Source organism: Weizmannia sp. FSL W8-0401 (genome assembly GCF_038009125.1).
GTDB classification, from domain to species: domain Bacteria; phylum Bacillota; class Bacilli; order Bacillales; family Bacillaceae_C; genus Weizmannia; species Weizmannia coagulans.
Map to the genome: position 1 here is coordinate 2,747,042 of NZ_JBBPAG010000001.1, position 25,557 is coordinate 2,772,598.

Genomic DNA, 25,557 nt, shown 5'->3' on the forward strand with positions numbered 1-25,557 from the left:
TATTGAACAAATTACGTAAAGAAACAGGCTGTGTTTCTACCCCTCTTCCACATTCTTAAATTGGTTGTAAAACATGTGATAATACCGTCCGCGGCGTGCCATTAGTTCGTCATGGCTGCCTTGTTCAAGGATTTGCCCGCAGTCGATGACCATGATATGATCGGCATCGCGGATCGTATTCAGGCGGTGGGCGATGATGAAACTCGTGCGGCCCTCCATAATCGAAAGGAGCGCATCCTGGATATGCCGTTCTGTCCGTGTATCGATGCTGCTTGTTGCCTCATCCAATATAAGCAAAGCGGGCTTTGCCAGAAAAACCCTTGCGATGGCCAAAAGCTGGCGCTGTCCCTGGCTCAAGTTGCCGCCGTTTTCCGCCAAAACAGTTTCATATTTATCCGGCATCCGGTTGATAAAAATATCGGCATGGGCAAGCCGTGCCGCTTCTTCGACTTCTTCATCCGTCGCTTCAGGATTCCCGTATTTGATATTTTCCTTGATGGTGCCTGAAAATAAATACGTATCCTGAAGGACAAAACCGAAACTTCTTCTCAGACTATCCCGCGTATATGTCCGGATATCCGTGCCGTCAATGAAAATCCGGCCTTCCGTGACATCGTAAAACCGGGTCAAAAGGTTCACAATCGTCGTTTTTCCGGCTCCGGTAGGCCCGACCAGCGCCGTACGCGTGCCCGGCTTTGCCTCAAAGCTGATATTTTTTATAATCGGAACATCCTCGCGATACCCGAAGCTCACATTTTCAAACACAACATGGCCTTTTGGCTCCCGGAGCACGATCGCCTCTCTTGCATCTTCCGGCTCTTCTTTTTCATCGAGTATGTCAAAAACCCGTTCAGCCCCGGCAACTCCTGACTGGAGGACGTTAAAAATATTCGCCAAGTTATTGAGCGGCCGCACAAACTGCCGGGAATACGTCAGAAAACTTGCGATTACGCCGACAGTAATCATGCTCTTCAAAGCCAGAACCCCGCCGACAACGGCAACCATGGCAAAGCCGAAGTTGTTAATCACGTTCATAATCGGCATAAGAAACCCGGTCCAGATTTGCGCCCTCAGCCCGACCTTAAGCAAGGACTGGTTCACCTCTTCAAACGCCTTGATTGCTTTTTCTTCATGGTTAAAAGCTTTGACCACCTCAATCCCCGAGATTGTTTCTTCAATATGCCCGTTTAGCCGGCCGAGTTCCGCCTGGTTATTTTTAAACAGCACTGAAGTCCTCTTGGCAATTGTCCGCGTCAGCAAAAACACGAGCGGAACCGTACACAGGCTTGCAACCGTTAAAACCGGGCTTAAAATGATCATCATGATGAGAGTACCGAGAAGGGTAATGACCCCCGACATGAGCTGCGTCGCCGATTGGGAAATGGTATTGCTCACGTTGTCTATGTCATTCGACAGGCGGCTCATCAGTTCACCGTGGGGCCTCGCGTCAAAAAAAGCAACCGGGAGTTTTTGCAGCTTTTGAAACAGATGGCTGCGCAAACGCTGCACAATCCGTTGCGAAACACCGGCCATCAGCCAGCCTTGCAAAAAGGTTAAGGCAGCATCTGCAATATAAGCCGCTGTAAGAACAAAAACCATGATTTCAAGCAGGTTAAAATTGACCTTTCTGCCCGGCGGCATGGCATCAACGGCCCTGCCGATAAAATAGGGAATGCACAGCGTAAGGACGGAGTCGGCCACAATCAATGCAAGAATGACAGACAGCCAGTTTCTTTCCCTGCCAAAATAGGCCCAAAGCCGTTTTAACGTTCCTTTAAAATGCTTTGGTTTCTCGGCCGGGCCCCTGAACCGTGCCGCACCTCCCCCGCCCGGACGGCCCATCCGCAAAAAAAGCCCCGGTGCCTGATTTCCCTTATATCCGTTCGTTTGTCCGGCCATCCTGCAACACTTCCTTACCCATTTGCGATTGGTAAATTTCCTGATAAACCTGAGAGGTTCTGAGAAGCTCCTCATGCGTGCCCAAGCCCGCAACTTCCCCCTTATCCAACACGATAATTTTGTCCGTGTCCATCACAGAAGTAATGCGCTGGGCAATCAAAAGGCAAGTCAGCCCTTTCGCATATTTTTTTAACGCTGCCTTGATCCGCATTTCAGTCGCAACATCCACCGCACTTGTACTATCGTCCAGAATAAGGATTTCCGGATGCCTCACCAATGCACGGGCAATCGAAATGCGCTGCTTCTGCCCGCCGGAAAAATTGACGCCGCTCTGGCCAATCATCGTATCATAGCCTTCAGGCGCGGCCGCAATGAAGTCATGTGCCTCTGCCAGTCTCGCAGCCTGTTCGATCTCATCCATCCCTGCCCGGCCATTTCCCCATTGGATATTTTCACGGATGCTGCCGGTAAAAAGGATGTTTTTCTGCGGAACGATCGCAATTTTTTCACGCAGATCATGCGGATGAAAATGCCGGACATCCATACCATCTACTTTAAGGGACCCGCCCGTAACATCGTAAAAGCGCGGAATGAGATTCACCATTGTGCTTTTTCCCGATCCGGTTGAGCCGATAATGCCAACAGTTTCACCCGGATAAATGGTAAACGTGATATTCTTCAAAACCGCATCCTGCACTTGTCCGGTATAGGAAAAAGTGACATTTTCAAAATCAATTCTCCCTTTTTCACCCGTTACTTCATGTTTCAATCTGTTCGGGGAGGTTTTTTCTTCTATGGCAAATACTTCACCGATCCGAAAAGTGGAGGCCCTTGCCCGGACAAACATGTTAAACACCATGGAGATCATCATCAGCGATGTTGAAATTTGCGTCATATAATTGATAAAAGCAATAATATGGCCGACTTTCATTGTGCCATTGTCCACCCCGAAGCCGCCCATCCATAAAATTGCGACAATGCCGATATTGACCGTAAGCAAGATCGCCGGGCTGAAGATGGACATAATCCGGATCGAAGAAGCCGAGCGTTCTTGCAGGCGGCGGTTTGCCACGCTGAATTTTTCCACTTCAAATTGAAACCGGTTAAAAGCCTTCACAACACGGACACCGGATAAATATTCCCTCATGATGCCGTTCACGCGGTCGAGCGCTTTTTGCACCTTCATAAACAATGGAAAGCCCAATCTCATGTTCGTTATAATGAAAATAATGACAATCGGCACAACAACTGCCAGCACCACAGAAAGCTGCGGGTCAAGCCGGACTGCCATGATCAAGGCGCCGATTGCCAATAGCGGCGCTTTGACAAACATGCGCATTAAACCATTGATAAAGTTCTGTACCTGGGTGACGTCATTGGTAAGCCGCGTGATGAGTGAGGCCCGGTCAAATTGATTGATGCTTTGGAAAGAAAGCGCCTGGATTTTCCGGAACAAATCCGACCGCAATTCCGCCCCAAAGTTTTGCGACACGATGCTTGCGAGCGTGCTCCTTAATGAGGCGGCAACCGCGCCGCACGCTGTGATGAATAACATCACGCCGCCCATCTTTAACACATATGGCATATTTCCGGACGCCACACCGACATCAATGATTTTTGACAGGATCGCCGGCTGCATCAAATCGCAGAGTGCTTCACACATTAAAAAGAAAATAGCCGTACTAAAAAGTTTCCAGTACTTTTTGGCATACTTGCTTAAAAAATGCATCGGATCATTCCACCTTTTAACGTTGCGGAAATCAATTTTTGCTTACGCCTTTTTATCCGTCTGGTGATCGCCTTTTGACACTTTTAAATTCTCAGCAAGCCGCTGCAGAAATCCAATAAACAGTTCCTGCTCCGCTTCTGAGAATTGGCTTAATCCATTGCTCAGCTGCTGGAGATAAGCGGTTTTTGCTTCCTTAATGATTTCTTCTCCTTTTTCTGTCAGGGACACCATTTTTACGCGGCCATCGCGGGCTGACGCCACGCGCCGGGCATATCCCCATTTTTCAAGCCGGTCGATCATTTGCGACACCGTGCTCATGCTGACATTGAAATGGTCGGCAAGGCTCCCCATCGTGCACTGCCCGGACCTGCCGACATGCCGCAACAATATCCACTGTAAACGTGTAATCTTTTTATCTTCATTTGCCAGCCGCCCTTCCCGCAGATGCCGGTTAATATACCGCCAATGCGTAAGGAACTGGTCCATTTTGCTATCTTCCATAACGGAACGCCTCCTGGAATCAATTACTTTATTTAGTTTACTAAAGTAATTGGGGGCTGTAAAGCGCTGCATCAAGAAAAGATAAGCATTCCAGTTGTTTCCCGCTTTCATTTTATCAACTTTTTTGTTGCCTTTTTCAAAGACTTTGGGCATCTGTTCAAGAAAGAAAAGCGTTTCGCCACTGGCGGATTTGGTTTACATGAATTCCATGAGCAGCAGCAATTTCGTTCATCATTTTTTCTTCTTTTAAGACCTCTAGCACGACTTGAGTTGTAAATTCTGGCGTATATTGTTTTCTCATAAACCTACTTTAACATCTCCTCATTTCGTGTCTAGTTTTATGGGCCCATTATAGTTTTTTACGTGTTTCCTTTGAAATCCTTACACTTTATATTCGACAAAAGTAGCCAAAATCCTTGCCAAATCTGGAATTTTTGCTTATTCAGCAAGCCCCAACTTAGCAAAGAGAAATTAGAAAAATTAAAGGAGTTGTTACAGCGATCAGGACTGTTGCAGTAATAAAATAGGAATTCTTTTTAGAGATTTTCCGCTTTGTAAACTGTAACAGAAAACATTAAAACAAAAAGCCGGCATGCTGCCGGCTTTTTTTATCTTAATAGAGTCTCCTGATGCTGTTGAAATGGGAGTTCCAGTAAGGGTTGCTTAAGCTTTTGATTGAGACGCTCTTGTCCGAATCAGAGATAAACTGGTTGTTTCCGAGATAGATACCGACGTCCGAGATTCCGGATTTGTAGGTATTTTCAAAGAAAATGAGATCCCCGGGCTGCGGGTTGCTTACTCTGTAGGAGTTGCTGTAGAATCCTGCTGCATCCAGACGGCCAATGGATTTGCCGGCCTCGTTAAGTACATAGTAAACAAAACCGCTGCAGTCAAATCCGGCTGGCGTTGTGCCACCGAAACGGTATGGTGCGCCGATGTATTTTTGTGCAATTTGTGCCACTGCGGAGCCGCTGTAAGAGCCCGAATTTGAACTTGATGATACCGTGTTTTTGGAAACGGCTCTTGAGCTGCTTGTGCTTGCAGAGCTGGATGAGCTGCTTCCGGCGTTAGACGAACTGCTTTGAGCACTGGACGACTGACTGGATTGTGAGCTGCTGGTTGAGCCGCTTGCTTGTGAACTGCTTGCAGCACCGGACGATTGACTTGCTTGCGAGCTGTTGGTTGTGCTGCCCGAATTGTTGGACGAACTGCTTGCCGTGCTGGACGAGCCGCTTGTCTGTGAACTTGCGCTTCCTGCGTTAGAAGAGCTGCTTGCGGCGCCAGACGATTGATTGGATTGCGTGCTGCTTCCATTCGAGCTGCTTGCAGCACTGGATGGGCCGTCCACTTTTAAAGCACTTCCGGCAACAATCCAATCAGAGCTTAAATGGTTCCATTCTTTCAATTGAGAAACGGTCACGCCGAATTTTTGCGCAACGCCGGAAAGCGTGTCGCCTTTCACAATATGATAGGTGCCGTTTGGCGCAGTGCTTTTTTGCGTTGCAGCACTTTTGGCGGTGTTATTTGCAGCGCTGCTGTTGGCAGTGCTGTTGTTGGCGTTACGATTCGCAGTACTATTGGCAATACTGTTGGCAGTACTGTTTCCCGTACTATTGGCAGTACTGCTGGTTGTAGCGGAAGAACTGTTAATTTTCAGGATATCTCCGGCATAAATTAAATCAGAGTTTAAATGGTTCCACTCTTTCAATTGGGATACTTTAACGCCGTATTTTTTTGCAATGGCGGAAAGCGTGTCCCCTGATACAATTTTATATTTTTTTGGTGTATTAGACGGCACCTTAAATTTCTGATTCGGATAAATAATATCGCCTGTCAAATGGTTATCACTTTTAATTTGGGAAACCGTTGTATGGTATTGTTGGGAAATCTTCCACAATGAATCTCCTTTTTTGACCGTGTATGTAGCTGCTTCCGTTGATGCAGAACCTACAATTAAAGACGCTAATGTCATGCCGGCGGTAACAGACAATACTTTTTTTCGAGTCAAGATCGAAAACCTCCTGGATGTTTAAAAAAATTTTCATTGGCTATATATAAAGGGTCATGGTTTGTTTCACTCACAAACCCTATTTTAAAAAAATTCACCCCCACTTTCAATCATTCTATGAAAACGTAATTCAACTGTAATCTCATAGAAAATTTACCATTTTAGGAATATAGTTGTGATAAAACCAATTTATATAGGAAAAAGGTCACACTTCTATTCAATCCACAAAAAATCCCCCGCTTTGGCAGCGAGGAGTCATTCGGTTGTATAGGCGAATGTTCCCTGCATTCATTGGGAAAACGCGGCTGGTGGAAGAGGCCAGCAGATTGCCACCACACTGCCTGTTACCGGAACCGCCCCCCCTCTCACACATGATCATCTTCCAGGTTGATATTTTTTGTCCCATTCCTTCAATTCATCCACCATCATTTCAGTGGAAAGCAAGTTTTCAACCAGTCTGATTTCCCCTTTTAATGAATTTTATGATTTATATAAATTCATATTAACTTGTTTTGATCCGGAGCGCATTAGCCAAAATGTCAAATCATTCAGCAGAATCCTTTACGTTTTGTAAAATTGTTATTATTTTGAACAGATTTCCCATCTCTGTAAGGAAAACACCACAAGAAGGCTTATTTGTAAAAATCCCCGCAACAAAACACCCCCCTGGTTCGTGAGCGGGATCTTTCCCACGAACCAGGGGGGCTTTTTATTGTTATATGACACTCTAAGATTTGCCCGGCTTACGGGACTCCAATCCAGTATATAGCTGCAAACGCACCGGGCTGTTTGCTACCGGAAGCGGACTGTTTTTAACCTGTGCTGCTGGTCCGGACGTTCGCGCATCCCGGCACCGCTTTCGGAAAACTAATCAGGCCCTATTTCTTGCCTTAATCATGAATCCGATTAATATCAGAAAGATGGCGGTATCCAGTGCAATGAAGTTGATCCATTCGTGTAATTGAAATCCCCAAACTTTTTCCAGTAAGCTCACTGGGTATTTCATCATCGGATCTTTAAAGATGTCGGTGATTGCAACATGTGCAATCAAACCGCCGGCAACAATCTGTACCCATGAAATTTTGTCCAGTATTTCAGAAAAGAACTCGAAGAAAGCGAGTACGGTCGTTAAGCTTAAGGCTATGCCAGCCATCGTGTACAGCAAATTGGTGGAAATGCCGGACGTGATCAAAACGTTGTCCATACAGACGAGAAAATCAGCCGCAAGCACAATCAATAGCATTTTGACGACCGTGATGCTTGGAACGGGCCGTGCCTCGGAATCAGGCTGGATGGAGCTCACAAAACGGAAAGCGATGTAGAGAAGAATCATGCCTGCGAGCACACGAAATCCCGGGATCCCTGTTAAATACTGAATCATCACTACGTAAATCGTACGACTGACCGTTAGACATACAACGATATAAAAAAACAGCTGTTTTGGCTCGTAACCATACTTTCGAACCACCGTTGTAATAATAAGAAGATTATCCAGATCACTAATCAGGTTGAGCAAATAAATTTTTAAAATCACAAAAACACGTCACCCCTGCCTTTGCCAATCCATTTCGGGAACGAAAAAAACAGCATCGCATACCGGTCCCCCTATTAATATATTTGGACAGAAGCAAAAACAGACAAGCTAAGATTTTTCTGATTGAAAAAGGTACCAAAGAAATCAAGTAGAGCATTCCTGTAATGAAAGAAATTTGAGGTTTGCACAAAAAACCCCGCTGATATGGTTCAAGGTGTCCAAAGCTTCGAAGCAATTGATATCCAAGGAGGACCATGAATTATACTCAGAACAACAACATTACATAACCAGCAAAGACATGAGGTACACAAAAATCATAAAAATGAGTACAGTGAAGATGATGGTAAGAAAATGAACAGAAAAATTTGCCGGGACAAAAATGCCCTTCTCGATCTCTCTTCTTTTCCTTGCGTACTGCAACGCCGCCGTAATGCCAGTGATAAATCCGATCACACATGCGAAAATGCCCAAAAGGATGGCGAGTGTATTAATATATGGACTGGAGGCGATCCTTATGGTGAAGTGCAAGGAAGTCGTTAAAAAACCAACCCCGATAATGGAAATGGCTGTGCGGATCCATGCAAGAAATGTCCTCTCATTTGCCAGGTGCTGCTGGGCAAACTTCACACTGCCCTGCACTGTCTTTTTTTGGTTTTCCATAGACTGCTGCAACTCCAATCTGTGTAAAAATGCGTATATTTTTGAATTGTAATGGTTCTTCGATAACACGAAATCCCCTATCTATCAAGGTATTCAGTTAAACGAGCCATGTTTCAAACAAATGCAAAAAGAATCCATTTCTGATAAGGTTAAAACATCCACGAAATAACCATCAGAGGATTCTTATATTGGCTACTTTACCACAAAAAAGCTAAATTTCAATCGTCAAAATAATTTATCAAATTGTGAAAATTCTCTTTCTTCTGATATGGGTGAATTCATCTTTAGAGAATTCGATGAGAAAATTATTTTTTCGAAAACAATCGCTCAATTTCTTCATTTTCGTTGGTTGAAACTCACTCCCACCGAAACAGCCTGCCATTAAAAATTGAAAAATACAGGAAATTTGGACATGAGGAGTTCATTTATTTTTGTATCGCATGCGTCTTCAATATCGGAGTACTATTCATACAATGCGCCATACAGCCTGAAGCCGATTTTTCCCGGCATTTGTTTTCCATAGACCCATGGCAAAAAATATCGTATAATTTGTCGTATGAGGGAGGTGAAAAAGTGGATAAAGGAATTGACCAGAATGCGATTTTGCAGGCCATCCGTGAACTATCGGACCAAATCAAATCCGTGGAAAAAAATCTGTCCGAACGGATGAGTGCGCTGGAAAGCAGAATGGGGGCGTTGGAAAGCAGAATGGAGGCGCTGGAAACGAGAACGGCGTCTTTAGAAGAAGGCCAAAAAGAAATTAAAGAACAGGTCAGAAAAATTGACAAAAAACTGGATATCCTCAATCGTGATTTGCTTGACACAAGGGCAGATGTTGAATTCTTAAAAAAGTAAATTTCCCGTTTTTCTCTGCTCACATGAATAGCCGCAAGTCCCTCTTCTTACAAAAAGATTCTCAAAAAATGGTCCTCTTGGTTTGGTCCGGATCCCCGTTTCGAGATCCTTCACATCGCCAAAGAGGACTTTTTATATGCGTTGCCGGGATCACAATAGCCATGCAAGATCAACACTTTATATAGTGTTCACAAATTGAATTTACAAATCCTTTTCAATCACCCGCTCCCATGCCTTATATCCAAGAGTCTTTTTCCATCCTTATTTTAAGTGGAAGAAAAAAGAACCGGCACATTACCTGAAAAAAAGTTGTTGCCAAAAATTTTCCTTGCCGTTTCTTTCTCATTGTTTTTTAATGAAATTAGATCAAAAAGAAAACTGGGAAAAATGTGGGTGTTGTGTTGACGAAAGCCGCTTCGTTTATTTTGATCATTGTGCTCGGTTACATTTTGAAGCGGATTGGATTTTTTAAGCCGGATGATTTTCAGCTGGTTTCCCGCATGGTTTTAAACATTACATTGCCATGCGCCGTGATTACAAATTTTGAAAAACTCTCCCTTGAAACTTCGCTGTTAATGCTTGTCGCAATCGGCGTCATTTGCAATCTGGTGATGATTGCAACCGGCTATATCGTTTCCTGGCGCCGTACCCATACGGAAAAAGCCTTTAACATGATCAATTATTCCGGTTATAATATTGGCTGTTTTACACTCCCCTATGTACAAAATTTCCTGGGGCCCGTTGGCGTAGTGGCAACTTGCCTGTTCGATGCCGGCAATTCGGTTTTATGCACGGGCGGCACATATTCGATTGCTTCCGCCGTTGCCAACAACGAAAGAACAAATGCGGCATCTTACCTAAAAAATGTTTTCATCCATCCCGATGGATACCTATCTGATCATGCTTGCGCTGTCGCTTTTGCATATTACATTGCCGGCAGGCGTGACCGCATTTACCGGAATCATCGGACAGGCAAACGGCTTTCTGGCCATGCTGATGATCGGGATCGGTTTTGAACTCCGGCTTGAAAAAAGCCAGGTTGCGGGCATCTTAAAAGCCGTTATCATCCGTTACGGAATGGCCATCCTGTTTGCAGCATTTCTTTTATTTCCTGCTGCCGCTGCCGCTTGAAGTTCGGCTCGTGCTCGTGATTATCGCGTTTGCGCCGATTTACGCCGTCTGCACGGCATTTACCCAGAAATGCGGCGGCAATGTCGCCATGTCCAGCACGTTGAACTCGTTGTCCATTTTGATCAGCATTGTGTTGATGACCAGCCTGATGGTCGTGCTGAAGATCGCCTGAATCATGAAAAACCGCTTAGAGCTTCCATCCTCTAAGCGGTTTTTTGATACGGTATCCGGGTTTTCCAAGCAGCCGTTCAGGCACTTGGCGGCTGCCCGGCCGGTCTTGCGTCCAGTCCGTCATGCTCAGGACCTGGTGTTGATCTTAATCTGATACAAATCTCTTCTCCGGTCGGCCAGTTGCCGGACGGAGCCGCTGTTGCGGTTGCGGCGCAGCTTCTCAAGATCGACATCGCCGACAACGACGGTATCGACATTGGGATCGCATTCTCCGACAATGCCATCGCGGGCAAAGCCGAAATCGGAGGGAGAAAAGATCCCGGACTGGGCGTACTGGATATCCATGTTTTCCACGTGGGTCAGGTTGCCGACTGTTCCCGCAATACAGGTGTACACCTGGTTTTCAATGGCCCGCGCCTGTGCGCAGTAGCGGACGCGCAAATAGGCCTGGCGGTCGTCCGTGCAAAACGGGACAAAAATAATGTTCGCACCGTGGTCGACAGCGACACGGGCCAGCTCCGGAAACTCGATATCATAGCAAATCAGAATCGCAATTTTCCCGCAATCCGTATCAAATACATTGAGTTCGTTTCCTTCCGCGATCCCCCACCATTTCCGCTCATTTGGCGTAATATGGAGTTTGGTCTGCCTCTCAATCGTCCCGTCGCGCCGGAACAAAAAAGCGACATTGTAAATGCCCCCGTCTTCTTCCACAAAATGGGACCCGCCGATAATGTTGACATTGTAGCGTACGGCAAGCTCTGTAAACAGTTCAATATATTGGTCTGTGTACCCGGAAAGCCGGCGCACTGCCTGGTCAGGGCGTTTTTCTTCCAGGTAGGACATCAACTGCGTGGTGAAAATTTCCGGAAAAACGGCGAAATCAGAACCGAAATCCGCGGCCACATCGACATAATATTCTACCTGTCTGACAAAATCATCGAAGGAATCAATTTTTTTCATCATATATTGGATCGCTGTAATCCTGACCGGGAACGAAGCATGATAGACACGGCGGGACTTCGGCAAATAATCGACGTTATGCCATTCCATAAGCGTTGCAAATGAAGCGGATGCTGTATCATCCGGCAAATACTGCCTGTTGATCCGCATAATCTGGAACCCTTCAAGCAGCTGGAAGGACAGAACCGGGTCATAAATATTGTGCATCTCGACTTCTTCCACGTATTCGCGCGGGGTCATTTTGTCTTTATATTTGCTGTAATTCGGAATCCGGCCGCCAATGATGATGCTTTGAAGGTTCATTTTCCGGCAAAGCTCTTTCCGTGCCTCATACAAACGGTGCCCGAACTTCATGCGCCGGTATTCCGGGTCGATCATCACTTCAATGCCGTACAGGTTGAGCCCGTGCGGATTATGGTTGGTAATGTAGCCGTTCGCAGTGATCGTATCCCATGTATGCTGGTCTTCGTATTCATCGAAATTGACAATTAAGCTGGAGCAGGAACCGACGATTTTCCCTTCGTATTCCACGCAAAACTGCCCTTCCGGAAAAATCCGGATATGGCTTTCCAGCTGCTCGTGTTTCCACGGCTCCATCCCCGGAAAACATTTTTTCGACAATGCCATAATATCATCAATGTCTTCAAAGCGGATGTTCCGCACCTCGATTTTCTTCTCAAACTTGGATACATCTGTCTCTGGCACAATCTCACACCCTTAACACACTTTTTCTATTATCATACCCTATCCGAATCGGTTTTGCCCGAAAAGCAGCTGAAATGTCGAAAATATAAGTTGACAAATCGGAATAATATTATTTATCATAGTTTTAACAAATTATTTCTATACAGCTTATCAAGAGAGGGGGAGGGACTGGCCCGAGGAAACCTCAGCAACAGATTCTTTTTGGGAATACTGTGCTAATTCCAGCAAGCGCCAAGCTTGGAAGATAAGTTAAGGAGCCTCGCCCTCTTCTTAACTTTTCTTGAAGGGGGCCTTTCTTTTTTGGATCATCCGCATTGCCGGCCGGACCACCACGCACACACGAAATTTATTTTTGGGGGTATGAAAAATGGCTCATATTGATGAAACGAAAGTAGCCCGCATTATGGAATCATTGCAAAAACTGGAGTTTGGAACAGTGGTCATTTCGATCCATGAAGGAAACATCACACAGATCGAAACAACCGAGAAAGTCCGGTTTGCACTGGAAAAGAAAAAAGCGGCACTTCCCAAGCAAAAGATGGGATGACGGGCGCCGGCATTCCGGTTATCTCTTTTCCCGTTGTTCGTGCTACACGAATACCGGCATTTGGATATCGTCCAAATGCCGGATTTGTTTAAGAGTACAGCGGTATGGAAATTTGCGGAAATGCTGTTTTTAAAGCAGCATTCAGGCGGTCGGCTGCTTGCCTGTCCAGCTCATAAAAACCACCCCTCTTTTTCACTTGTTGGTCGAGAATAAACACCCCTTTTTCGATGCACGTTGTCCCGAGTGAGGCCAAAACCGGTTTCAAGGCGTAATCGAGCGCGAGCAAGTGGCCGAATGTGCCGCCCATGGCGAGCGGCAGCACCTGTTTGCCGGATAAGCCATTTTGCGGCAAAAGATCCAGAAACGTCTTGAGCAGTCCGGAATAAGACGCTTTATAGACCGGTGTCAAAATGATTATCGTATCGCCTTCTTCCACTTTTCCTAATGCCCCGGTGATGGGCGGGCTTTGCCGGGCATGCATTAAATCGCCGGCCGGAAGTTCCCGGATATTGATGAGCTCCGGTTCGTACCCGTGCCCCCTTAACCCGGCCCTGATATAATCACGGATCCCATTTAATCTCGTATACGCAGAAGGGCTCCCGTTCAGCAGTACTATTTTTTCCGCCATATGAATCCCTCCATTTCTTCCTTAATTTTTCATTGCATGCAAAACCGGGTGGCCGCTCCCTAAAATGCGGTTTAAAATATGATTGGCCGTTGCTGCAAAGAGGGCGTGGTCCCTTTTCCGCGGATAAGGGAGTTTTACCGGGCAGTCCATCGCAATTTCCCCTTCTTCGATTAACACTACCCGATCGGCGAGGGCGACTGCTTCTTCCACGTCATGCGTCACCAATATGGCTGTAAAATGTTTTTCGAGCCAAAGAGACTGGATCAGCGCATGCATTTCAATCCGGGTTAAAGCATCAAGCGCCCCAAGCGGTTCATCGAGGAGAAGGATGTCCGGCTCATGGATTAATGCCCTCGCCAGCGCCACCCTTTGTTTCTGCCCGCCGGATAAGGATGAAGGCCAATCATCCGCACGCCCTTCCAGTCCGACCTTTCTAAGCATTTCACGGGCCGCATGCTTCCAGTCTCCTGCAAGGCCCAGGCCGACATTTTGAAGCACGGTTTTCCACGGGAGCAGGCGGCCGTCCTGAAACATCATTTTCGCCGATCTATTTATGCCGGATAAAGGCGCCCCGTTTATAAGAATTTTTCCGCCGCTTGCCGCTTCAAGCCCTGAAAGCAGCCTGAGGAGCGTACTTTTGCCGCATCCGCTCCTTCCGACAATCGCAACAAATTCCCCTTTTCTTATTTTCAAATGAAGATGGCGCAGGACGCGATGGCTGCCGAATGATTTTTCCAGCCCCTCAATTTCCACAGCAAACACCTTATTCGTCATCGTTTCCTCCTCCTTTATTTTTGATATGACGGGTGCCACTTTAACAATCGTTGTTCCGCGATTTTTGCCAGCCAGTCGGAAAGTTTTCCAAGAAGGGCATATAAGACAATGCTCAAAACGACAACGTCAAGTTGCATGAACTCGCGGGCGTTCATGGCCATATAACCAATACCGGAGTTGGATGCAATCGTTTCGGCCACAATCAGGGTTACCTATGTGACCCCGAGCGCATAGCGCACACCGACCAAAATGGAAGGAAGCGCCCCCGGCAGGATCATATGCCAAAAAAGCGCCGGCCCTTTCAGCCCGTAAACCCCCCCCATTTCAATCAGCGCTCTGTCCACCGAACGGATGCCATGAAACGTATTTAAATAGATTGGAAAAAAGGTGCCGAGCGCGACGAGAAACAGCTTCGCCTCTTCCCCGATCCCGAACCATAAAATAACAATCGGAATCAGGGCGAGATGGGGAACGTTCCGGACCATCTGCACGGTACTGTCGAGCAGGCCCTCCGCTTTTTTGGACAGCCCGGTAAACAGCCCGAGCCCAAATCCGATTCCGCCGCCAACCAAAAATCCGACCAGTGCCCGTTTTGCGCTGGCGGCGATATAATCGAAAAGCTGCCCGGATTGTGTGAGGCTCCAAGCCGCTTTTACAACGGCAACAGGGCTTGGGAGCACATTGGATGGCAAAATGCCGGCCGAACTTGCAAGCTGCCAGGCAAACAGCAGGAAAACCGGCACCACCCATGGCATGACGCGTTTTTTCAACATCAGACCGGCCTCCTTACTTTAATACTTTCGGCAGTGCATCGTTCGCCACAATCTCGCCGAACGGGCTGATGATATTGGAAGCGGGGGCATCAGGCTGCTCAAGCGGCAGGTACGGGAACAACAGCTCAGCCGTCCGGTACGCTTCTTCAAGATGCGGATAACCGGATAAAATGAACGTTTCAATGCCAAGTTCTGCATATTCCTTCATTCTTTCTGCGACAATTTCCGGGCTGCCTACAAGCGCCGTTCCCGCCCCGCCGCGCACGAGCCCAACGCCGGCCCAAAGGTTCGGGCTGATTTCAAGATGGTCCCGGCTGCCGTTGTGCAGGGATGTCATCCGTTGCTGGCCGACCGAGTCAAACCGTGAGAAAATCTTTTGGGACGCTTGGATGAGTTCATCATCCACATACCGGATCAAGTCATTGGCAGCATCCCACGCCGCTTTTTCTGTTTCCCTGACAATGACATGGAGCCGGATGCCGAAACGCACTGTCCTTCCTTGTGCTGACGCCAGTTTTTTGACATGGCTGATTTTTTCCTTTACTTTTTCCGGCGGCTCGCCCCAGGTCAAATAGACATCGACATGTTTTGCCGCCACTTCCTGCCCGATTTCCGACGACCCGCCGAAATAAAGCGGCGGATAAGGCTGCTGCACCGTTGGGTAAAGCAGTTTGCTCCCTTTTACGTTTAAATATTTGCCTGTAAAATCCGCTTCCCTGTTTTCGAGCAAGTTCCGCCAGATTGTCAGAAATTCATCGGTCAGTTCATAACGTTCGCGGTGGCTGAGATGGAGACCGTCCCCCGCCAGTTCAACCGGATCCCCTCCGGTGACAACATTGATGAGCAGCCGCCCTTCGGAAAGCCTGTCAAATGTTGCGGCCATTCTCGCTGCCTGCGATGGAGACATGATCCCAGGCCGGACCGCAACGAGGAACTTCATTTTTGAAGTAACCGGAATCAGGCTCGAGGCCGCCACCCATGCATCTTCGCAAGATCTTCCGGTTGGGAGCAGCGCCCCGGTGTAGCCGAGGTGATCGACAGCCTGTGCCACTTGCTTTAAATAGTTGAATGTGACGGCCCGCCCGCCGGTTGTTACCCCCAGGTAGCGCGAATCGCCATGTGTCGGTATAAACCAAAATACGTTCATCCTTTATTCCCCCTTCATTTGGATAAAAATGCTTCTTTCACTTTGATTGGTTTCGGAATTAACTTCAGTTTGTAAAATTCATTTGCGATTTGCTGCTGGCCCTTAATCGTTTGCGCTGTGATTTTTTCAACGCCAAACTGTTTGCGGCTGAGCGCCAGTTCCAATGATTTTTTATCCATTCCAATCTGCGGCGCCAGGAATTCAGCCGCCTGCTTTGGATTTTTCTCCACCCATAGGTCTGTTTTCTCAAGTTGTTTAAAAATCACTTGGAGAACGTCCGCATGGTTTTGTGCAAACGGCTTTGCTGCCAGGAAAAACTCCCGGTTCTCGACAAGGCTGGTGCCGTCCACTATGGTGCGGGCTTTCGTTGCCAGCTGTGCATCAGCCAAAAACGGATCCCAGATCACCCATGCATCGACATCCCCTTTTTCAAATGCAGTGCGCGCATCGGCGGGCGCCAGAAAAACCGGATGGATGCTGCTGTAGGAAATGCCGGCTTTCTCCAATGCCCGTACAAGCAAATAGTGGACATTCGAACCCTTATTCAACGCAATTTTTTTGCCTTTTAAATCTTTGAGGCTGTGAATGTTGGAATTTTTCGGGACAATGATGGCTTCCCCTTTTGGATTGCTGGCCGAATTGGCAAAATATACGAGCGGCGCCCCTACCGCCTGGGCAAAAATGGGCGGCGCTTCCCCCGTGTGGCCAAAGTCCAGGCTCCCCGCATTCAGCGCTTCCAAAAGCTGCGGGCCGCCGGGAAACTCCGTCCATTTTACGGAATAGCCGAGCGGTTTCAGTGCTTTTTCAAGTGTCCCTTTCGCTTTTAAAATGTTTAAGGTCCCGAATTTCTGATAGCCAATCCGGACCACTTTGCCGCTTTTTGCGCCCGGTTTTGCCGCCGCTGCATCCTCTTTTGCGGTGCTGCATCCGCTAATGAGTAAAAAAATGGCTGTGATCAGCAGCAAATAGACCGGCACCAGCCGCTTTCCTTTTTTTAACATTTCCCTCTCTCCTTTCCTGTTTTATAGCATTATGTAGGAGGTACACATGGGCACCGTCTCCTTTCCTATCATTCCGATTTATTTAGTGGGTATAAGGCCGCAAAAAAGGCCCCTCATCTTTTAAATAAAGTGAGGAGCCTTCGGTTGACCGGCCGGCTTCAAAATATTTCAATTGTCTTTCCACATCTGTACCCGTCAGATGTGGTTTCCCGTTTGAAAGGTTAAATTCATTTTAATTCCACTATTCCGACATGTAAAGTATTATTATATTTTTTTAAGATTCGTGCTGGCCGCCGGCATCGGGGTGGATGGTGCACTTTCATGAAAACCTTTGACAATTGTAAAAAAATCAGGTAAAGTACCAATGTACGAACGTTTATTGAGTTATATTCAAATAATATTCGTTTTTAGGGGTGTAAGACCATGGATACAGTGTTTGATTATGAAGATATTCAGCTGATTCCGGAAAAATGCATTGTAAACAGCCGGTCGGAATGTGATACGAGTGTGGAATTGGGCGGGCGGAAATTCAAGTTGCCTGTTGTGCCGGCTAATATGCAAACAATTATAGATGAAAAAATCGCAGTCTACCTTGCGGAAAACGGATATTTTTACATTATGCACCGTTTTCAGCCGGAAAAGCGGCTTTCGTTTGTAAAGGAGATGAAGGAACGCGGGCTTTATGCTTCTATCAGCACAGGCGTCAAGCCGGAAGAATATGCATTTATTGAAGAGCTGGCTACAAGAAACCTGGAGCCGGAGTATATAACAATTGACATTGCACATGGCCATTCGAATGCCGTGATTGATATGATCCATCACATCAAAAAGCATTTGCCGGAAACCTTTGTCATTGCCGGAAATGTCGGCACGCCCGAAGCTGTCCGGGAACTGGAACATGCCGGGGCAGACGCCACAAAAGTCGGGATCGGGCCGGGGAAAGTATGCATTACAAAAATTAAAACCGGGTTCGGAACAGGGGGCTGGCAACTGGCGGCATTGCGCTGGTGTGCAAAGGCGGCAAGCAAACCGATTATTGCGGACGGCGGAATCCGCACGCACGGCGATATTGCCAAATCGGTCCGGTTCGGGGCGACAATGGTAATGATCGGCTCCCTTTTTGCCGGGCACGAAGAATCCCCGGGTGAAACGATTGAAATGGACGGAAAACTTTACAAAGAGTATTTCGGTTCGGCATCGGAGTTTCAAAAAGGGGAACGCAAAAATGTCGAAGGGAAAAAAATGTACGTGGAATACAGAGGTCCGCTTCAGGATACACTGAAAGAAATGGAAGAGGACTTGCAATCTGCCATTTCCTATGCCGGCGGTAACAAACTGGCGGACATTCGGAAAGTGGACTATGTCGTTGTAAAAAGTTCCATTTTTAACGGAGATCGGGTATATTAACGCCCGTCACAGTTGAACGTACCCTATTTAGGGCTTGCTGAACGAATCCGATTCTAAGTTTGCCTGCAAGCTCTGTCTCAAAAAAATATAGAAGAATTCTTTTGCGAAAATGGGTGATTTTATCTTCTCCATCCGTTGAATCGGCTTTCGAGTGCAAGCTTTTCCCTGAAATGGTTGTAAATCCCTTGCATTAAATGGTTGCCAAAGCTGTCAGCAACCTTTCCAAATCTAGGAATTTTGCTTATGCAGCAAGCCCTATTTCCGCCCCTAGCCAAGCATCCCAAAAAGGCAGCAAACACCCGCTGCCTTTTTTAGTTTGTAAGTGATCTGCAAGTAGCCGCTGGATGTAAGGCCCACCAAATGATCATCCATTGCAATTATTCGCCCGATACCACCACATTTTCTTTTTCCGGCTTCTTCATTTTTTTATCAATGGCGAGGAGTGCCTTGAACCCTTTCGTTCTAGTCGCGAGGAGCGAAATAATAACGAGTAAAGTACCGGAAATGGCAGTGACGAAGACGGCTCCCAAAAACCGGGAAAGCAGCCCTGAAATGACAATGCCCAGCAGCAGTCCGGTATTTGACGACATTTGTAAAATAGCCATCGCTCTCCCTCTATAAATATCCGGCGTCAGGCCAAGAAACAAACTGCTGATTGGGATATTAAGAAACGCATTGATTAACCCTATGATCGAAACCCATATATATAATGAAGGAATCGTATAAACGCCGGGAAGCTGCTGTAAAAGAACAACGAAAATCATCCATATCCCCATGAAGGCTGACGAAAAAAAGAGCAGATGTCCCGGTTTAAAGTGCAGGAGGAGAAACGGGCCCATTGCGGCGCCGATGCATGCACCTGCGCCTACCATTGCTTCAATCATGCCATAATGGAAACTGGAAACATGGAAATCTTGCAGCAATAACGAAGTCGATGTCGTATTAAAAATCCCCGCCGCAAACATCAATTGCATGATCAATGCAATAAGAAAGGTGAGGGGCGCTAAAGCAAAGACCGTTTTTACTCCATCTTTTGCAGAACGCCATATGGATGAAGACTGGCTTTGATTGTCATTGTGTGCTTGATGATAGTGAATCATTTTGACGGACACACCTGTCAAAAATGCCGATACCAAGAAAGTGACAACGTCAATGATCAGGATATTAGAGGCGGATGTCAGTACCAGGAGTATCCCGGCTGCACCCGGACCGGCAATTTGCATAATCGAATTGATGCCTTGAGAAATGCTCAACGCTTCCGTAATCTGTTGTTCTCCAACCAAATGAGGAATAAACGAAGACCTGGCTGGATAACTAATGGCATTTCCAATACCGGAAAGGAAAACGAGCATAATGAGCAGCCAAATCACATGTGTTGAAAAGATCATCGCAATCATTACAAAAGCCCGGTATAGATCCGTTCCAATCATGAGGAAGTGTTTAGGAAACCGGTCTGCCATGGTCCCGGTAAAAAAACCGAACAAAAGCATCGGCCCGTATTGTGCAAAAAGAACAAGCCCAATAAAGAACGGATCTTTTGATGTCGTTCCAATGAGATACAAAATAATCGTCGTCGTGATGCCGTCGCCAAAGCGTGAAATAAATTGCGCTAAGAAAAAGCAGAGGGAAGATTGTTGTTTGAGCACTGTCACAATGCAACTCACCATCCGTTTTAACGATTTTTGAAAACAGTCAAATGAATATGGTACTTTTCCCCTTCTTTTTGCGGATCCTGGCTTGCGTCTCTTAAAAGCAAATATATTTCTTTTAACATTCCGTTCAGTCTCTCAATTTCTTCCTTGTTTAGACGATAATCCCCCGTAACTTGCTGCATATCGGAAATATCATCAATGTCCTGGCTTGCCAACAATTGGGCTGTTTTGTTTAAAGATATCATCATGCTTTCCTTTAATCCTTCACCAAGAGACGGATTGCTTTTATTTATATAGGGCGTGATTTTTTCAAGAGAGATATTTTTCGCAACTGTACGATAAAACTTTTGGACAATACCATTTTTTTCCTCAGTCCTGTCAATTTTCACAAGCCCTACTTTTTCCAGCTCGGTTAAATGATATCTTACTTTTGACGGGGATAAATGCAATTGGTCAGCGAGCATTTTCCCCGTTTTGGAAACTTCGTCTATTTCCCACAAGATTTTTACTTTAAAAGGATCGCTTAACGCTTTTAATTGATCCAGGTTCTCTACATAGAAAACATCGTTCATTATCAACACATCCAAACGTATCATTTCGATTAGGGCAGATGGTGCATGCCAAGTTTTTTGGAGTAAGATCCCGGGCTTATTTTTCGAATTTGATAAGGGGGCTTCTTTTGATCATTTCTCTTTCTAATAGATGTGAATAGACTTACCGATATGTTGAGTCAAAAAAATTGGGAACTTGAGAATCGTCAGTACTTATCCCCATATGAAGTTCTCCCCTCGTGTTATTTTTTTAATACGTTTAAATTTATTAATACGATTTTAACACCTGTCTTTCCAGAAAGTCAACATTTTTTTAAAAATTATAAACTTCTTGTGGCAAATCATTTCAATCACTTAGTGAGAACGTATTAACGGATGCTGGAATTTTTTTGCGTTTTATGCGACTCATTCGGTAAATTGCACTTACGAGGACAACGCTTTTTCGGCATTACGATGAATCCCATATGGCTTTCATGTTTGGTTTTATTTCCCATAATATTGCTCATTTAGTAAGCTTTACTTACCGTTGCTTAGGTCCGGGGCTTTTCTTGCCAATTGCCACAGTAGCTCGTAAATTTGGTCAGTGGATTTCGTTTACAATTTCTTATTGCGCAAAGAAGCCTGTTTTAAAGTGGTGACAGACAGACCTACCCCATATACGCCCTCAGTGACAAACTGTTTCGGGTTGTAAGTAACGAACCGTCACCCGCCGTCGATTCCATCTGCACTGATAACAGTTTTATCTATAGAATTACTTCCAGCAATACCTTTTTTGTCCGTCGAAAAAAGAGGGATTCTATATTTCTTGTTGGACGAGATCTAATAAGAAATCTCCAAAGTCATTTGCGATGACTTTGTATTGCTGATTTTCTAAACTTATTCCAGGAATAAACGATACCACTTTTGGCTCTTTTTTATTTCCAACATGATTAAAGTCAAGACAAAAAAGCTCGTCCTCCCCAGTGTCATAAATAACAAGAAGATGCATAGGAAGGTCACTTTCCTTTCTTTCTGTTAAGGTATACCAAATTGCATCGGGCACTGAAGAGTTTTCAAAGTCCTCCTTAATGATTCCGTAATGATTCCGTATATCTCTTGTGATCCGAAATTTCCTGCTCCAAAGGATAATAAAAAGTCCCTATATAAATTGGAAAATGTTAATCCAAGCTTTTCCTCAGCCATTAATATTAAATGGTTATTCCGGCCACCTACAAAGTCTGCGATTTTTTCATTTTGATAGATTAGTTGTTTTGCCTTTTCGTAGTTTTCTATGCTCAAAATCTATTCCTCCATTTCCAAAATATAATCATTCGCCCTGTGTTTCCAATAGCCAGCTCTCCGTTTATTAGTCTACGTTAAGGAAGCGTGCGAAAATGGCGTTGTTCCTTTACATAGAGCATGTCTATGTTAAGAAAGCATGCAAAAAAATCGTTGTTCCTTAACATAGAGCATGTCTACGTTAAGGAAGCATGCAAAATTGGCATTGTTCCTTCACATAGAGCATGTCTACGTTAAGAAAGCGTGCGAAATTGGCCTTGTTCCTTTACATAGAGGCTGTCTACGTTAAGGAAGCGTGCAAAAATGGCATTGTTCCTTTACATAGAGCATGTCTACGTTAAGGATGCGTGGAAAAATTGTCTTGTTCCTTTACATAGAGCACGTCTACGTTAAGAATGCATGTAAAATTGGCCTCGTTCCTTTACATAGAGGCTGTCTACGTTAAGAAACCGTGCGAAATTGGCCTTGTTCCTTCACATAGAGGCCGTCTACGTTAAGAAAGCATGCAAAAATGTCGTTGTTCCTTAACATAGAGCATGTCTATGTTAAAAAAGAATATGAGCCAATGATGGCCCATATCCTTTCGCTTTTACTTGAGCTGTAAATGTTTTTCCCTGACTTCTTTCGTCGCTTGGACAAGATTTTTAAGTGCAGGAATCGTTTCTTCCGGTTTTCTTGTTTTCAGGCCGCAGTCAGGATTGATCCAGAATAATTTAGGGTCAATCACGCGAAGCGCACGTTCAATGCTCGTCTTGATTTCCTCGACACTTGGTATTCTGGGGCTATGAATGTCATAGACACCGAGGCCGATCCCTTTATCGTACTGATGGTCTTCAAAAGTGGAAATGATTTCCCCATGGCTTCTGGCAGCCTCGATTGAGATCACATCAGCATCCAGTTGGTCGATGGCATCAATGATTTCATCAAATTCCGAATAGCACATATGTGTATGGATTTGGGTGCTATTCTCCACATAGCTGGTTGCCAAACGGAAAGCATAAACAGCATCATGAAGATACTTTTCTTTTTTCTCCTCTTTTAATGGCAACCCTTCGCGAATAGCCGGTTCATCTACTTGGATCATCCGAATCTCATTTTCCTCAAGGGCCTGAATTTCTTTTTTCAGGGCAAGCGCAATTTGATTGATGACATCAAATGGGCGAATATCATTTCGAACGAATGACCAATTATAAATCGTAACAGGGCCGGTGAGCATGCCTTTGACCGGCCGGGTTGTCAGACTTTGGGCATAGGTGCTTTCTTTTACGGTCATTGGCGATTCCAGGTCCACATCGCCAAAAATAATCGGCGGCTTGACACATCTGGAACCATAGGATTGAACCCAGGCAAAACGGGTAAAAGCGAAGCCACGAAGTTTTTCGCCAAAGTATTCGACCATGTCATTCCGTTCGAATTCACCATGGACGAGCACATCGATGCCGAGGTCTTCCTGAATTTTAATCCATTTTGCGATATTTTGCTGAATGAATTGCGCATACTGGCTTTCCGTCCATTCACCCTTGCGCCATTTTTGCCTGGCTGAGCGGATCTCTTTGGTTTGCGGCAGGCTGCCAATGGTTGTCGTCGGCAGAAGCGGCAGTTGCCACTTCTTTTCTTGTATGGCCTGCCGCTTGGAAAATGGCAACGGACGTGCTGGCATGCTATTTCCAAGCGATTGAATTTCCGCTTTAACCGAATCAATGTTTCGATGTGATGAGCGGTTTAATGCCTGTATCGCTTCTTTGCTTTCTTTTATTTCTTCAAGAATGGCATCGCGCCCTTCATTCACGCCTTTTACAAGTGCCACGACTTCTTTCAGTTTTTCATCTGCAAAGCTGATCGCATTTTTTAAAACAGGCTCCAGCTCGTTTTCTTGGCGGACCGTGACGGGAACATGCTGTAAACTGCAGGATGGCTGAATCCAAAGCCGTTCCTGATCCACAAAATGGAGGAGATCATTTACTTGATGTAATGCTTCATCCAGATCGGTGCGCCAAATATTTCGGCCATCTACCATTCCGGCGGCAAGCACTTTATCTTCCGGAAAACCGTATTTTTTAAGTGATTCAAGATTTGCGCCGCCATCATATACAAAATCAAGGCCAATCCCTTGGACAGGGAGGGCTGTTACGTCCTGATAATGATCAATAGATTCAAAGTACGTTTGAAGTAAAATATTCAAATTGGGAACAGCTTGATGAAAAGCTTCGTACGTTTCTTTAAAGCAGCCAAGCTCTTCCTTGTCAAGCGTTGTCGAAAGAATGGGTTCATCGACTTGAATCCATGTTGCTCCCGCTCTTTGAAGATCAGCAAAGACTTCGATATAAAGCGGGATAAGGGAGCGCAAAAGATTCGGGAAGTCCTTCTTTTCAAACCCTTTTGATAGTTTTAACAAGGTAACGGGGCCCACAATAACCGGCTTTCCGTCAATATCCAGCTCTTGCTTCGCTTCAAGATAAAGATTGAGCAAACGATTTTCAGTAATATAAGGTTGAGTGCCGGCGTTTATTTCCGGGACGATGTAATGGTAATTGGTATTAAACCATTTTGTCATCTCGGAAGCAACCGCGTCAGAATTGCCGCGGGCTATACTAAAATATGTATCTAAGCTGACAGCGCCGTTTTGATGGTGAAACCGTTCAGGGATAAGGCCGAAAAGAACTGAAGTATCGAGAATATGGTCATATAAGCTAAAATCACCGATAGGAATCAGATCGATCCCGCTATTTTTTTGCTTTTCCAAATAACTCAAGCGCAATTCCTTTACCCGTTTTAAAAACGCTTCTTCAGAAAGCTTTTTTGACCAAAATTGCTCGAGCGCCTGTTTCCACTCCCTTTTTTCTCCAATTCTGGGGTAACCTAAGTTGGAACTTTTTACTTTTGACATCGTTCTCCTCCTTGTTCGTGACCCTGTATAAGGGGTTCTGCCGCGAAGTTATGAAAAAATACCGAAGTTATGAAAAATACTGAAGTTATGTTTCTTATTGTATACAGGCTGGTGCCTGAATGCAAGGAAAAATTGGATTCGGCGAATACGTTGGTGATTATTTTCGAGGGAAAATCGTTCGAAATGCCATTTTAAACGGTAAAACCGTACGAATGATCTTTATGCATTCCAAATAATTGCAGGAATCCGCTGCATATAAGTGCATGCTGGTCCCGCATATCGCCGCACAAAAACAGGCAGCAAACATGTTTGCTGCCTGTTTTTGGCTTACATATCGTCTTTGGAAAATGCGCCGGGGAGGAGTTCTCCGACAGTGGTTAGCCGCCTGTCGCCTTTTGTGTTGACAAGCAGGACCGGCATATCTTTCCCGCAAAATTCGCTCATCACTTGGCGGCATGCCCCGCATGGCACAATGGGTTCATCCGTATCGCCGGCGATGACCATGTATTGAAATTCCCTTTCCCCTTCGGATACAGCTTTAAAAATAGCCGTTCTTTCCGCACAGTTGGATAATCCGTATGATGCATTTTCAATATTGCATCCTAAATATTCCTTCCCGCTTTTTGTAACAAGGCAGGCACCGACCTCAAAGTGGGAATAAGGAACATAGGCGGCTTTCCGGATTTCAATGGCATCTTTGACCCATTTTTCAACATCCATGTCTCGCACTCCCTTTCTTAATCGCTTAAGATTTGC

At 45.6% G+C, this 25,557-nt stretch carries 23 protein-coding genes, 2 pseudogenes and 1 riboswitch; of the genes and pseudogenes, 6 read left to right on the forward strand and 19 right to left on the reverse strand.

Going from position 1 to position 25,557, the window contains the following annotated elements; all coding sequences use genetic code 11:
* Nucleotides 1–36: 36 nt before the first annotated feature.
* The 7 genes from NSU00_RS13420 to NSU00_RS13450 form a co-directional block, all read right to left on the reverse strand.
* Nucleotides 37–1,899: an ABC transporter ATP-binding protein gene (locus NSU00_RS13420; RefSeq protein WP_340703806.1), complete on the reverse strand. Its 1,863-nt coding sequence runs from the start codon at nt 1,897–1,899 to the stop codon at nt 37–39.
* A complete protein-coding gene (locus tag NSU00_RS13425; protein ID WP_340703807.1) occupies nt 1,874–3,628 on the reverse strand; it encodes an ABC transporter ATP-binding protein in 1,755 nt (584 codons plus the stop codon). The genes NSU00_RS13420 and NSU00_RS13425 overlap by 26 nt, the downstream gene beginning before the upstream one ends.
* A gap of 42 nt (nt 3,629–3,670) precedes the next feature.
* On the reverse strand, nt 3,671–4,129 hold the full coding sequence (locus NSU00_RS13430) for a MarR family winged helix-turn-helix transcriptional regulator (protein ID WP_013860517.1): 459 nt from the start codon (nt 4,127–4,129) through the stop codon (nt 3,671–3,673).
* Between the two features lie 157 nt (nt 4,130–4,286).
* Complete coding sequence (locus NSU00_RS13435) at nt 4,287–4,430, reverse strand: transposase (protein WP_340703808.1); 144 nt, start codon at nt 4,428–4,430, stop codon at nt 4,287–4,289.
* Nucleotides 4,431–4,742: 312 nt separating this feature from the next.
* On the reverse strand, nt 4,743–6,137 hold the full coding sequence (locus NSU00_RS13440) for a C40 family peptidase (protein ID WP_340702995.1): 1,395 nt from the start codon (nt 6,135–6,137) through the stop codon (nt 4,743–4,745).
* A gap of 871 nt (nt 6,138–7,008) precedes the next feature.
* Complete coding sequence (locus NSU00_RS13445) at nt 7,009–7,671, reverse strand: TerC family protein (protein WP_340702996.1); 663 nt, start codon at nt 7,669–7,671, stop codon at nt 7,009–7,011.
* A gap of 279 nt (nt 7,672–7,950) precedes the next feature.
* Nucleotides 7,951–8,331 (reverse strand): YidH family protein, encoded by a 381-nt coding sequence (locus NSU00_RS13450; protein WP_017553073.1) that lies wholly within the window; start codon nt 8,329–8,331, stop codon nt 7,951–7,953.
* A 188-nt stretch (nt 8,332–8,519) separates the two neighbouring features.
* On the opposite strand from NSU00_RS13450, the pseudogene NSU00_RS16090 reads away from it, so the two are divergent.
* From NSU00_RS16090 to NSU00_RS13465, 4 genes and pseudogenes are all read left to right on the forward strand, one after another.
* A pseudogene (locus NSU00_RS16090) lies at nt 8,520–8,671 on the forward strand (IS1380 family transposase); the annotation flags it as partial.
* 233 nt (nt 8,672–8,904) lie between these two features.
* Complete coding sequence (locus NSU00_RS13455; protein WP_340702997.1) at nt 8,905–9,186, forward strand: hypothetical protein; 282 nt, start codon at nt 8,905–8,907, stop codon at nt 9,184–9,186.
* A 401-nt stretch (nt 9,187–9,587) separates the two neighbouring features.
* On the forward strand, nt 9,588–10,202 hold the full coding sequence (locus NSU00_RS13460) for an AEC family transporter (RefSeq protein WP_340702999.1): 615 nt from the start codon (nt 9,588–9,590) through the stop codon (nt 10,200–10,202).
* Nucleotides 10,203–10,276: 74 nt separating this feature from the next.
* Nucleotides 10,277–10,489, forward strand: a complete 213-nt coding sequence (locus tag NSU00_RS13465; protein ID WP_237348592.1) for a hypothetical protein — start codon at nt 10,277–10,279, stop codon at nt 10,487–10,489.
* Between the two features lie 125 nt (nt 10,490–10,614).
* On the opposite strand, the gene NSU00_RS13470 is transcribed toward NSU00_RS13465, so the two are convergent.
* A complete protein-coding gene (locus NSU00_RS13470) occupies nt 10,615–12,156 on the reverse strand; it encodes a bifunctional GNAT family N-acetyltransferase/carbon-nitrogen hydrolase family protein (protein ID WP_019721568.1) in 1,542 nt (513 codons plus the stop codon).
* A 144-nt stretch (nt 12,157–12,300) separates the two neighbouring features.
* Nucleotides 12,301–12,407: riboswitch (SAM riboswitch) on the forward strand.
* Nucleotides 12,408–12,523: 116 nt separating this feature from the next.
* Here NSU00_RS13470 and NSU00_RS13475 point away from each other — a divergent pair.
* The gene (locus NSU00_RS13475) at nt 12,524–12,703 is read left to right on the forward strand and encodes a YezD family protein (RefSeq protein WP_017553067.1); all 180 of its coding nucleotides are present in this window, start codon (nt 12,524–12,526) and stop codon (nt 12,701–12,703) included.
* A gap of 88 nt (nt 12,704–12,791) precedes the next feature.
* Here NSU00_RS13475 and ssuE read toward each other — a convergent pair whose 3' ends face one another.
* The 5 genes and pseudogenes from ssuE to NSU00_RS13500 all read right to left on the reverse strand — a co-directional run bounded on the left by ssuE (nt 12,792) and on the right by NSU00_RS13500 (nt 17,026).
* Entirely contained in the window at nt 12,792–13,331 is a 540-nt protein-coding gene (ssuE, locus tag NSU00_RS13480; protein ID WP_013860527.1) for an NADPH-dependent FMN reductase, read from the reverse strand.
* Nucleotides 13,332–13,352: 21 nt separating this feature from the next.
* Nucleotides 13,353–14,105, reverse strand: a complete 753-nt coding sequence (locus NSU00_RS13485; RefSeq protein ID WP_013860528.1) for an ATP-binding cassette domain-containing protein — start codon at nt 14,103–14,105, stop codon at nt 13,353–13,355.
* 14 nt (nt 14,106–14,119) lie between these two features.
* Nucleotides 14,120–14,878, reverse strand: a pseudogene (ssuC, locus tag NSU00_RS13490) (aliphatic sulfonate ABC transporter permease SsuC).
* Nucleotides 14,879–14,891: 13 nt separating this feature from the next.
* Nucleotides 14,892–16,025: an FMNH2-dependent alkanesulfonate monooxygenase gene (gene ssuD, locus NSU00_RS13495; protein ID WP_340703809.1), complete on the reverse strand. Its 1,134-nt coding sequence runs from the start codon at nt 16,023–16,025 to the stop codon at nt 14,892–14,894.
* A gap of 14 nt (nt 16,026–16,039) precedes the next feature.
* A complete protein-coding gene (locus NSU00_RS13500) occupies nt 16,040–17,026 on the reverse strand; it encodes a sulfonate ABC transporter substrate-binding protein (protein WP_340703810.1) in 987 nt (328 codons plus the stop codon).
* Nucleotides 17,027–17,449: 423 nt separating this feature from the next.
* On the opposite strand from NSU00_RS13500, the gene guaC reads away from it, so the two are divergent.
* Nucleotides 17,450–18,433: a GMP reductase gene (gene guaC, locus NSU00_RS13505; protein ID WP_340703811.1), complete on the forward strand. Its 984-nt coding sequence runs from the start codon at nt 17,450–17,452 to the stop codon at nt 18,431–18,433.
* 377 nt (nt 18,434–18,810) lie between these two features.
* Here the strand turns inward: guaC and NSU00_RS13510 are convergent, their stop codons facing one another.
* The 6 genes from NSU00_RS13510 to NSU00_RS13535 all read right to left on the reverse strand — a co-directional run bounded on the left by NSU00_RS13510 (nt 18,811) and on the right by NSU00_RS13535 (nt 25,521).
* Nucleotides 18,811–20,085 (reverse strand): MFS transporter, encoded by a 1,275-nt coding sequence (locus NSU00_RS13510; RefSeq protein ID WP_340703812.1) that lies wholly within the window; start codon nt 20,083–20,085, stop codon nt 18,811–18,813.
* Nucleotides 20,086–20,105: 20 nt separating this feature from the next.
* Nucleotides 20,106–20,657 (reverse strand): helix-turn-helix domain-containing protein, encoded by a 552-nt coding sequence (locus tag NSU00_RS13515; protein ID WP_326244479.1) that lies wholly within the window; start codon nt 20,655–20,657, stop codon nt 20,106–20,108.
* A 775-nt stretch (nt 20,658–21,432) separates the two neighbouring features.
* A complete protein-coding gene (locus NSU00_RS13520) occupies nt 21,433–21,678 on the reverse strand; it encodes an SMI1/KNR4 family protein (RefSeq protein ID WP_340703813.1) in 246 nt (81 codons plus the stop codon).
* A complete protein-coding gene (locus tag NSU00_RS13525) occupies nt 21,651–21,914 on the reverse strand; it encodes an SMI1/KNR4 family protein (RefSeq protein ID WP_328193966.1) in 264 nt (87 codons plus the stop codon). Before NSU00_RS13525 ends, NSU00_RS13520 begins: the two co-directional genes overlap by 28 nt.
* 589 nt (nt 21,915–22,503) lie before the next feature.
* A complete protein-coding gene (metE, locus tag NSU00_RS13530; protein WP_340703002.1) occupies nt 22,504–24,801 on the reverse strand; it encodes a 5-methyltetrahydropteroyltriglutamate--homocysteine S-methyltransferase in 2,298 nt (765 codons plus the stop codon).
* Between the two features lie 327 nt (nt 24,802–25,128).
* Entirely contained in the window at nt 25,129–25,521 is a 393-nt protein-coding gene (locus tag NSU00_RS13535; RefSeq protein WP_013860534.1) for a cytidine deaminase, read from the reverse strand.
* Between the last annotated feature and the right edge of the window lie 36 nt (nt 25,522–25,557).

What these genes read in the sequence shown, in the direction of transcription:
- NSU00_RS13420 (WP_340703806.1), bottom strand. Translation starts at nt 1,899, where the DNA reads ATGGCCGGACAAACGAACGGATATAAGGGAAATCAGGCACCGGGGCTT.
- NSU00_RS13425 (WP_340703807.1), bottom strand. Translation starts at nt 3,628, where the DNA reads ATGCATTTTTTAAGCAAGTATGCCAAAAAGTACTGGAAACTTTTTAGT.
- NSU00_RS13430 (WP_013860517.1), bottom strand. Translation starts at nt 4,129, where the DNA reads ATGGAAGATAGCAAAATGGACCAGTTCCTTACGCATTGGCGGTATATT.
- NSU00_RS13435 (WP_340703808.1), bottom strand. Translation starts at nt 4,430, where the DNA reads ATGAGAAAACAATATACGCCAGAATTTACAACTCAAGTCGTGCTAGAG.
- NSU00_RS13450 (WP_017553073.1), bottom strand. Translation starts at nt 8,331, where the DNA reads ATGGAAAACCAAAAAAAGACAGTGCAGGGCAGTGTGAAGTTTGCCCAG.
- NSU00_RS13475 (WP_017553067.1), top strand. Translation starts at nt 12,524, where the DNA reads ATGGCTCATATTGATGAAACGAAAGTAGCCCGCATTATGGAATCATTG.
- ssuE (WP_013860527.1), bottom strand. Translation starts at nt 13,331, where the DNA reads ATGGCGGAAAAAATAGTACTGCTGAACGGGAGCCCTTCTGCGTATACG.
- NSU00_RS13485 (WP_013860528.1), bottom strand. Translation starts at nt 14,105, where the DNA reads ATGACGAATAAGGTGTTTGCTGTGGAAATTGAGGGGCTGGAAAAATCA.
- ssuD (WP_340703809.1), bottom strand. Translation starts at nt 16,025, where the DNA reads ATGAACGTATTTTGGTTTATACCGACACATGGCGATTCGCGCTACCTG.
- NSU00_RS13500 (WP_340703810.1), bottom strand. Translation starts at nt 17,026, where the DNA reads ATGTTAAAAAAAGGAAAGCGGCTGGTGCCGGTCTATTTGCTGCTGATC.
- guaC (WP_340703811.1), top strand. Translation starts at nt 17,450, where the DNA reads ATGGATACAGTGTTTGATTATGAAGATATTCAGCTGATTCCGGAAAAA.
- NSU00_RS13515 (WP_326244479.1), bottom strand. Translation starts at nt 20,657, where the DNA reads ATGAACGATGTTTTCTATGTAGAGAACCTGGATCAATTAAAAGCGTTA.
- metE (WP_340703002.1), bottom strand. Translation starts at nt 24,801, where the DNA reads ATGTCAAAAGTAAAAAGTTCCAACTTAGGTTACCCCAGAATTGGAGAA.
- NSU00_RS13535 (WP_013860534.1), bottom strand. Translation starts at nt 25,521, where the DNA reads ATGGATGTTGAAAAATGGGTCAAAGATGCCATTGAAATCCGGAAAGCC.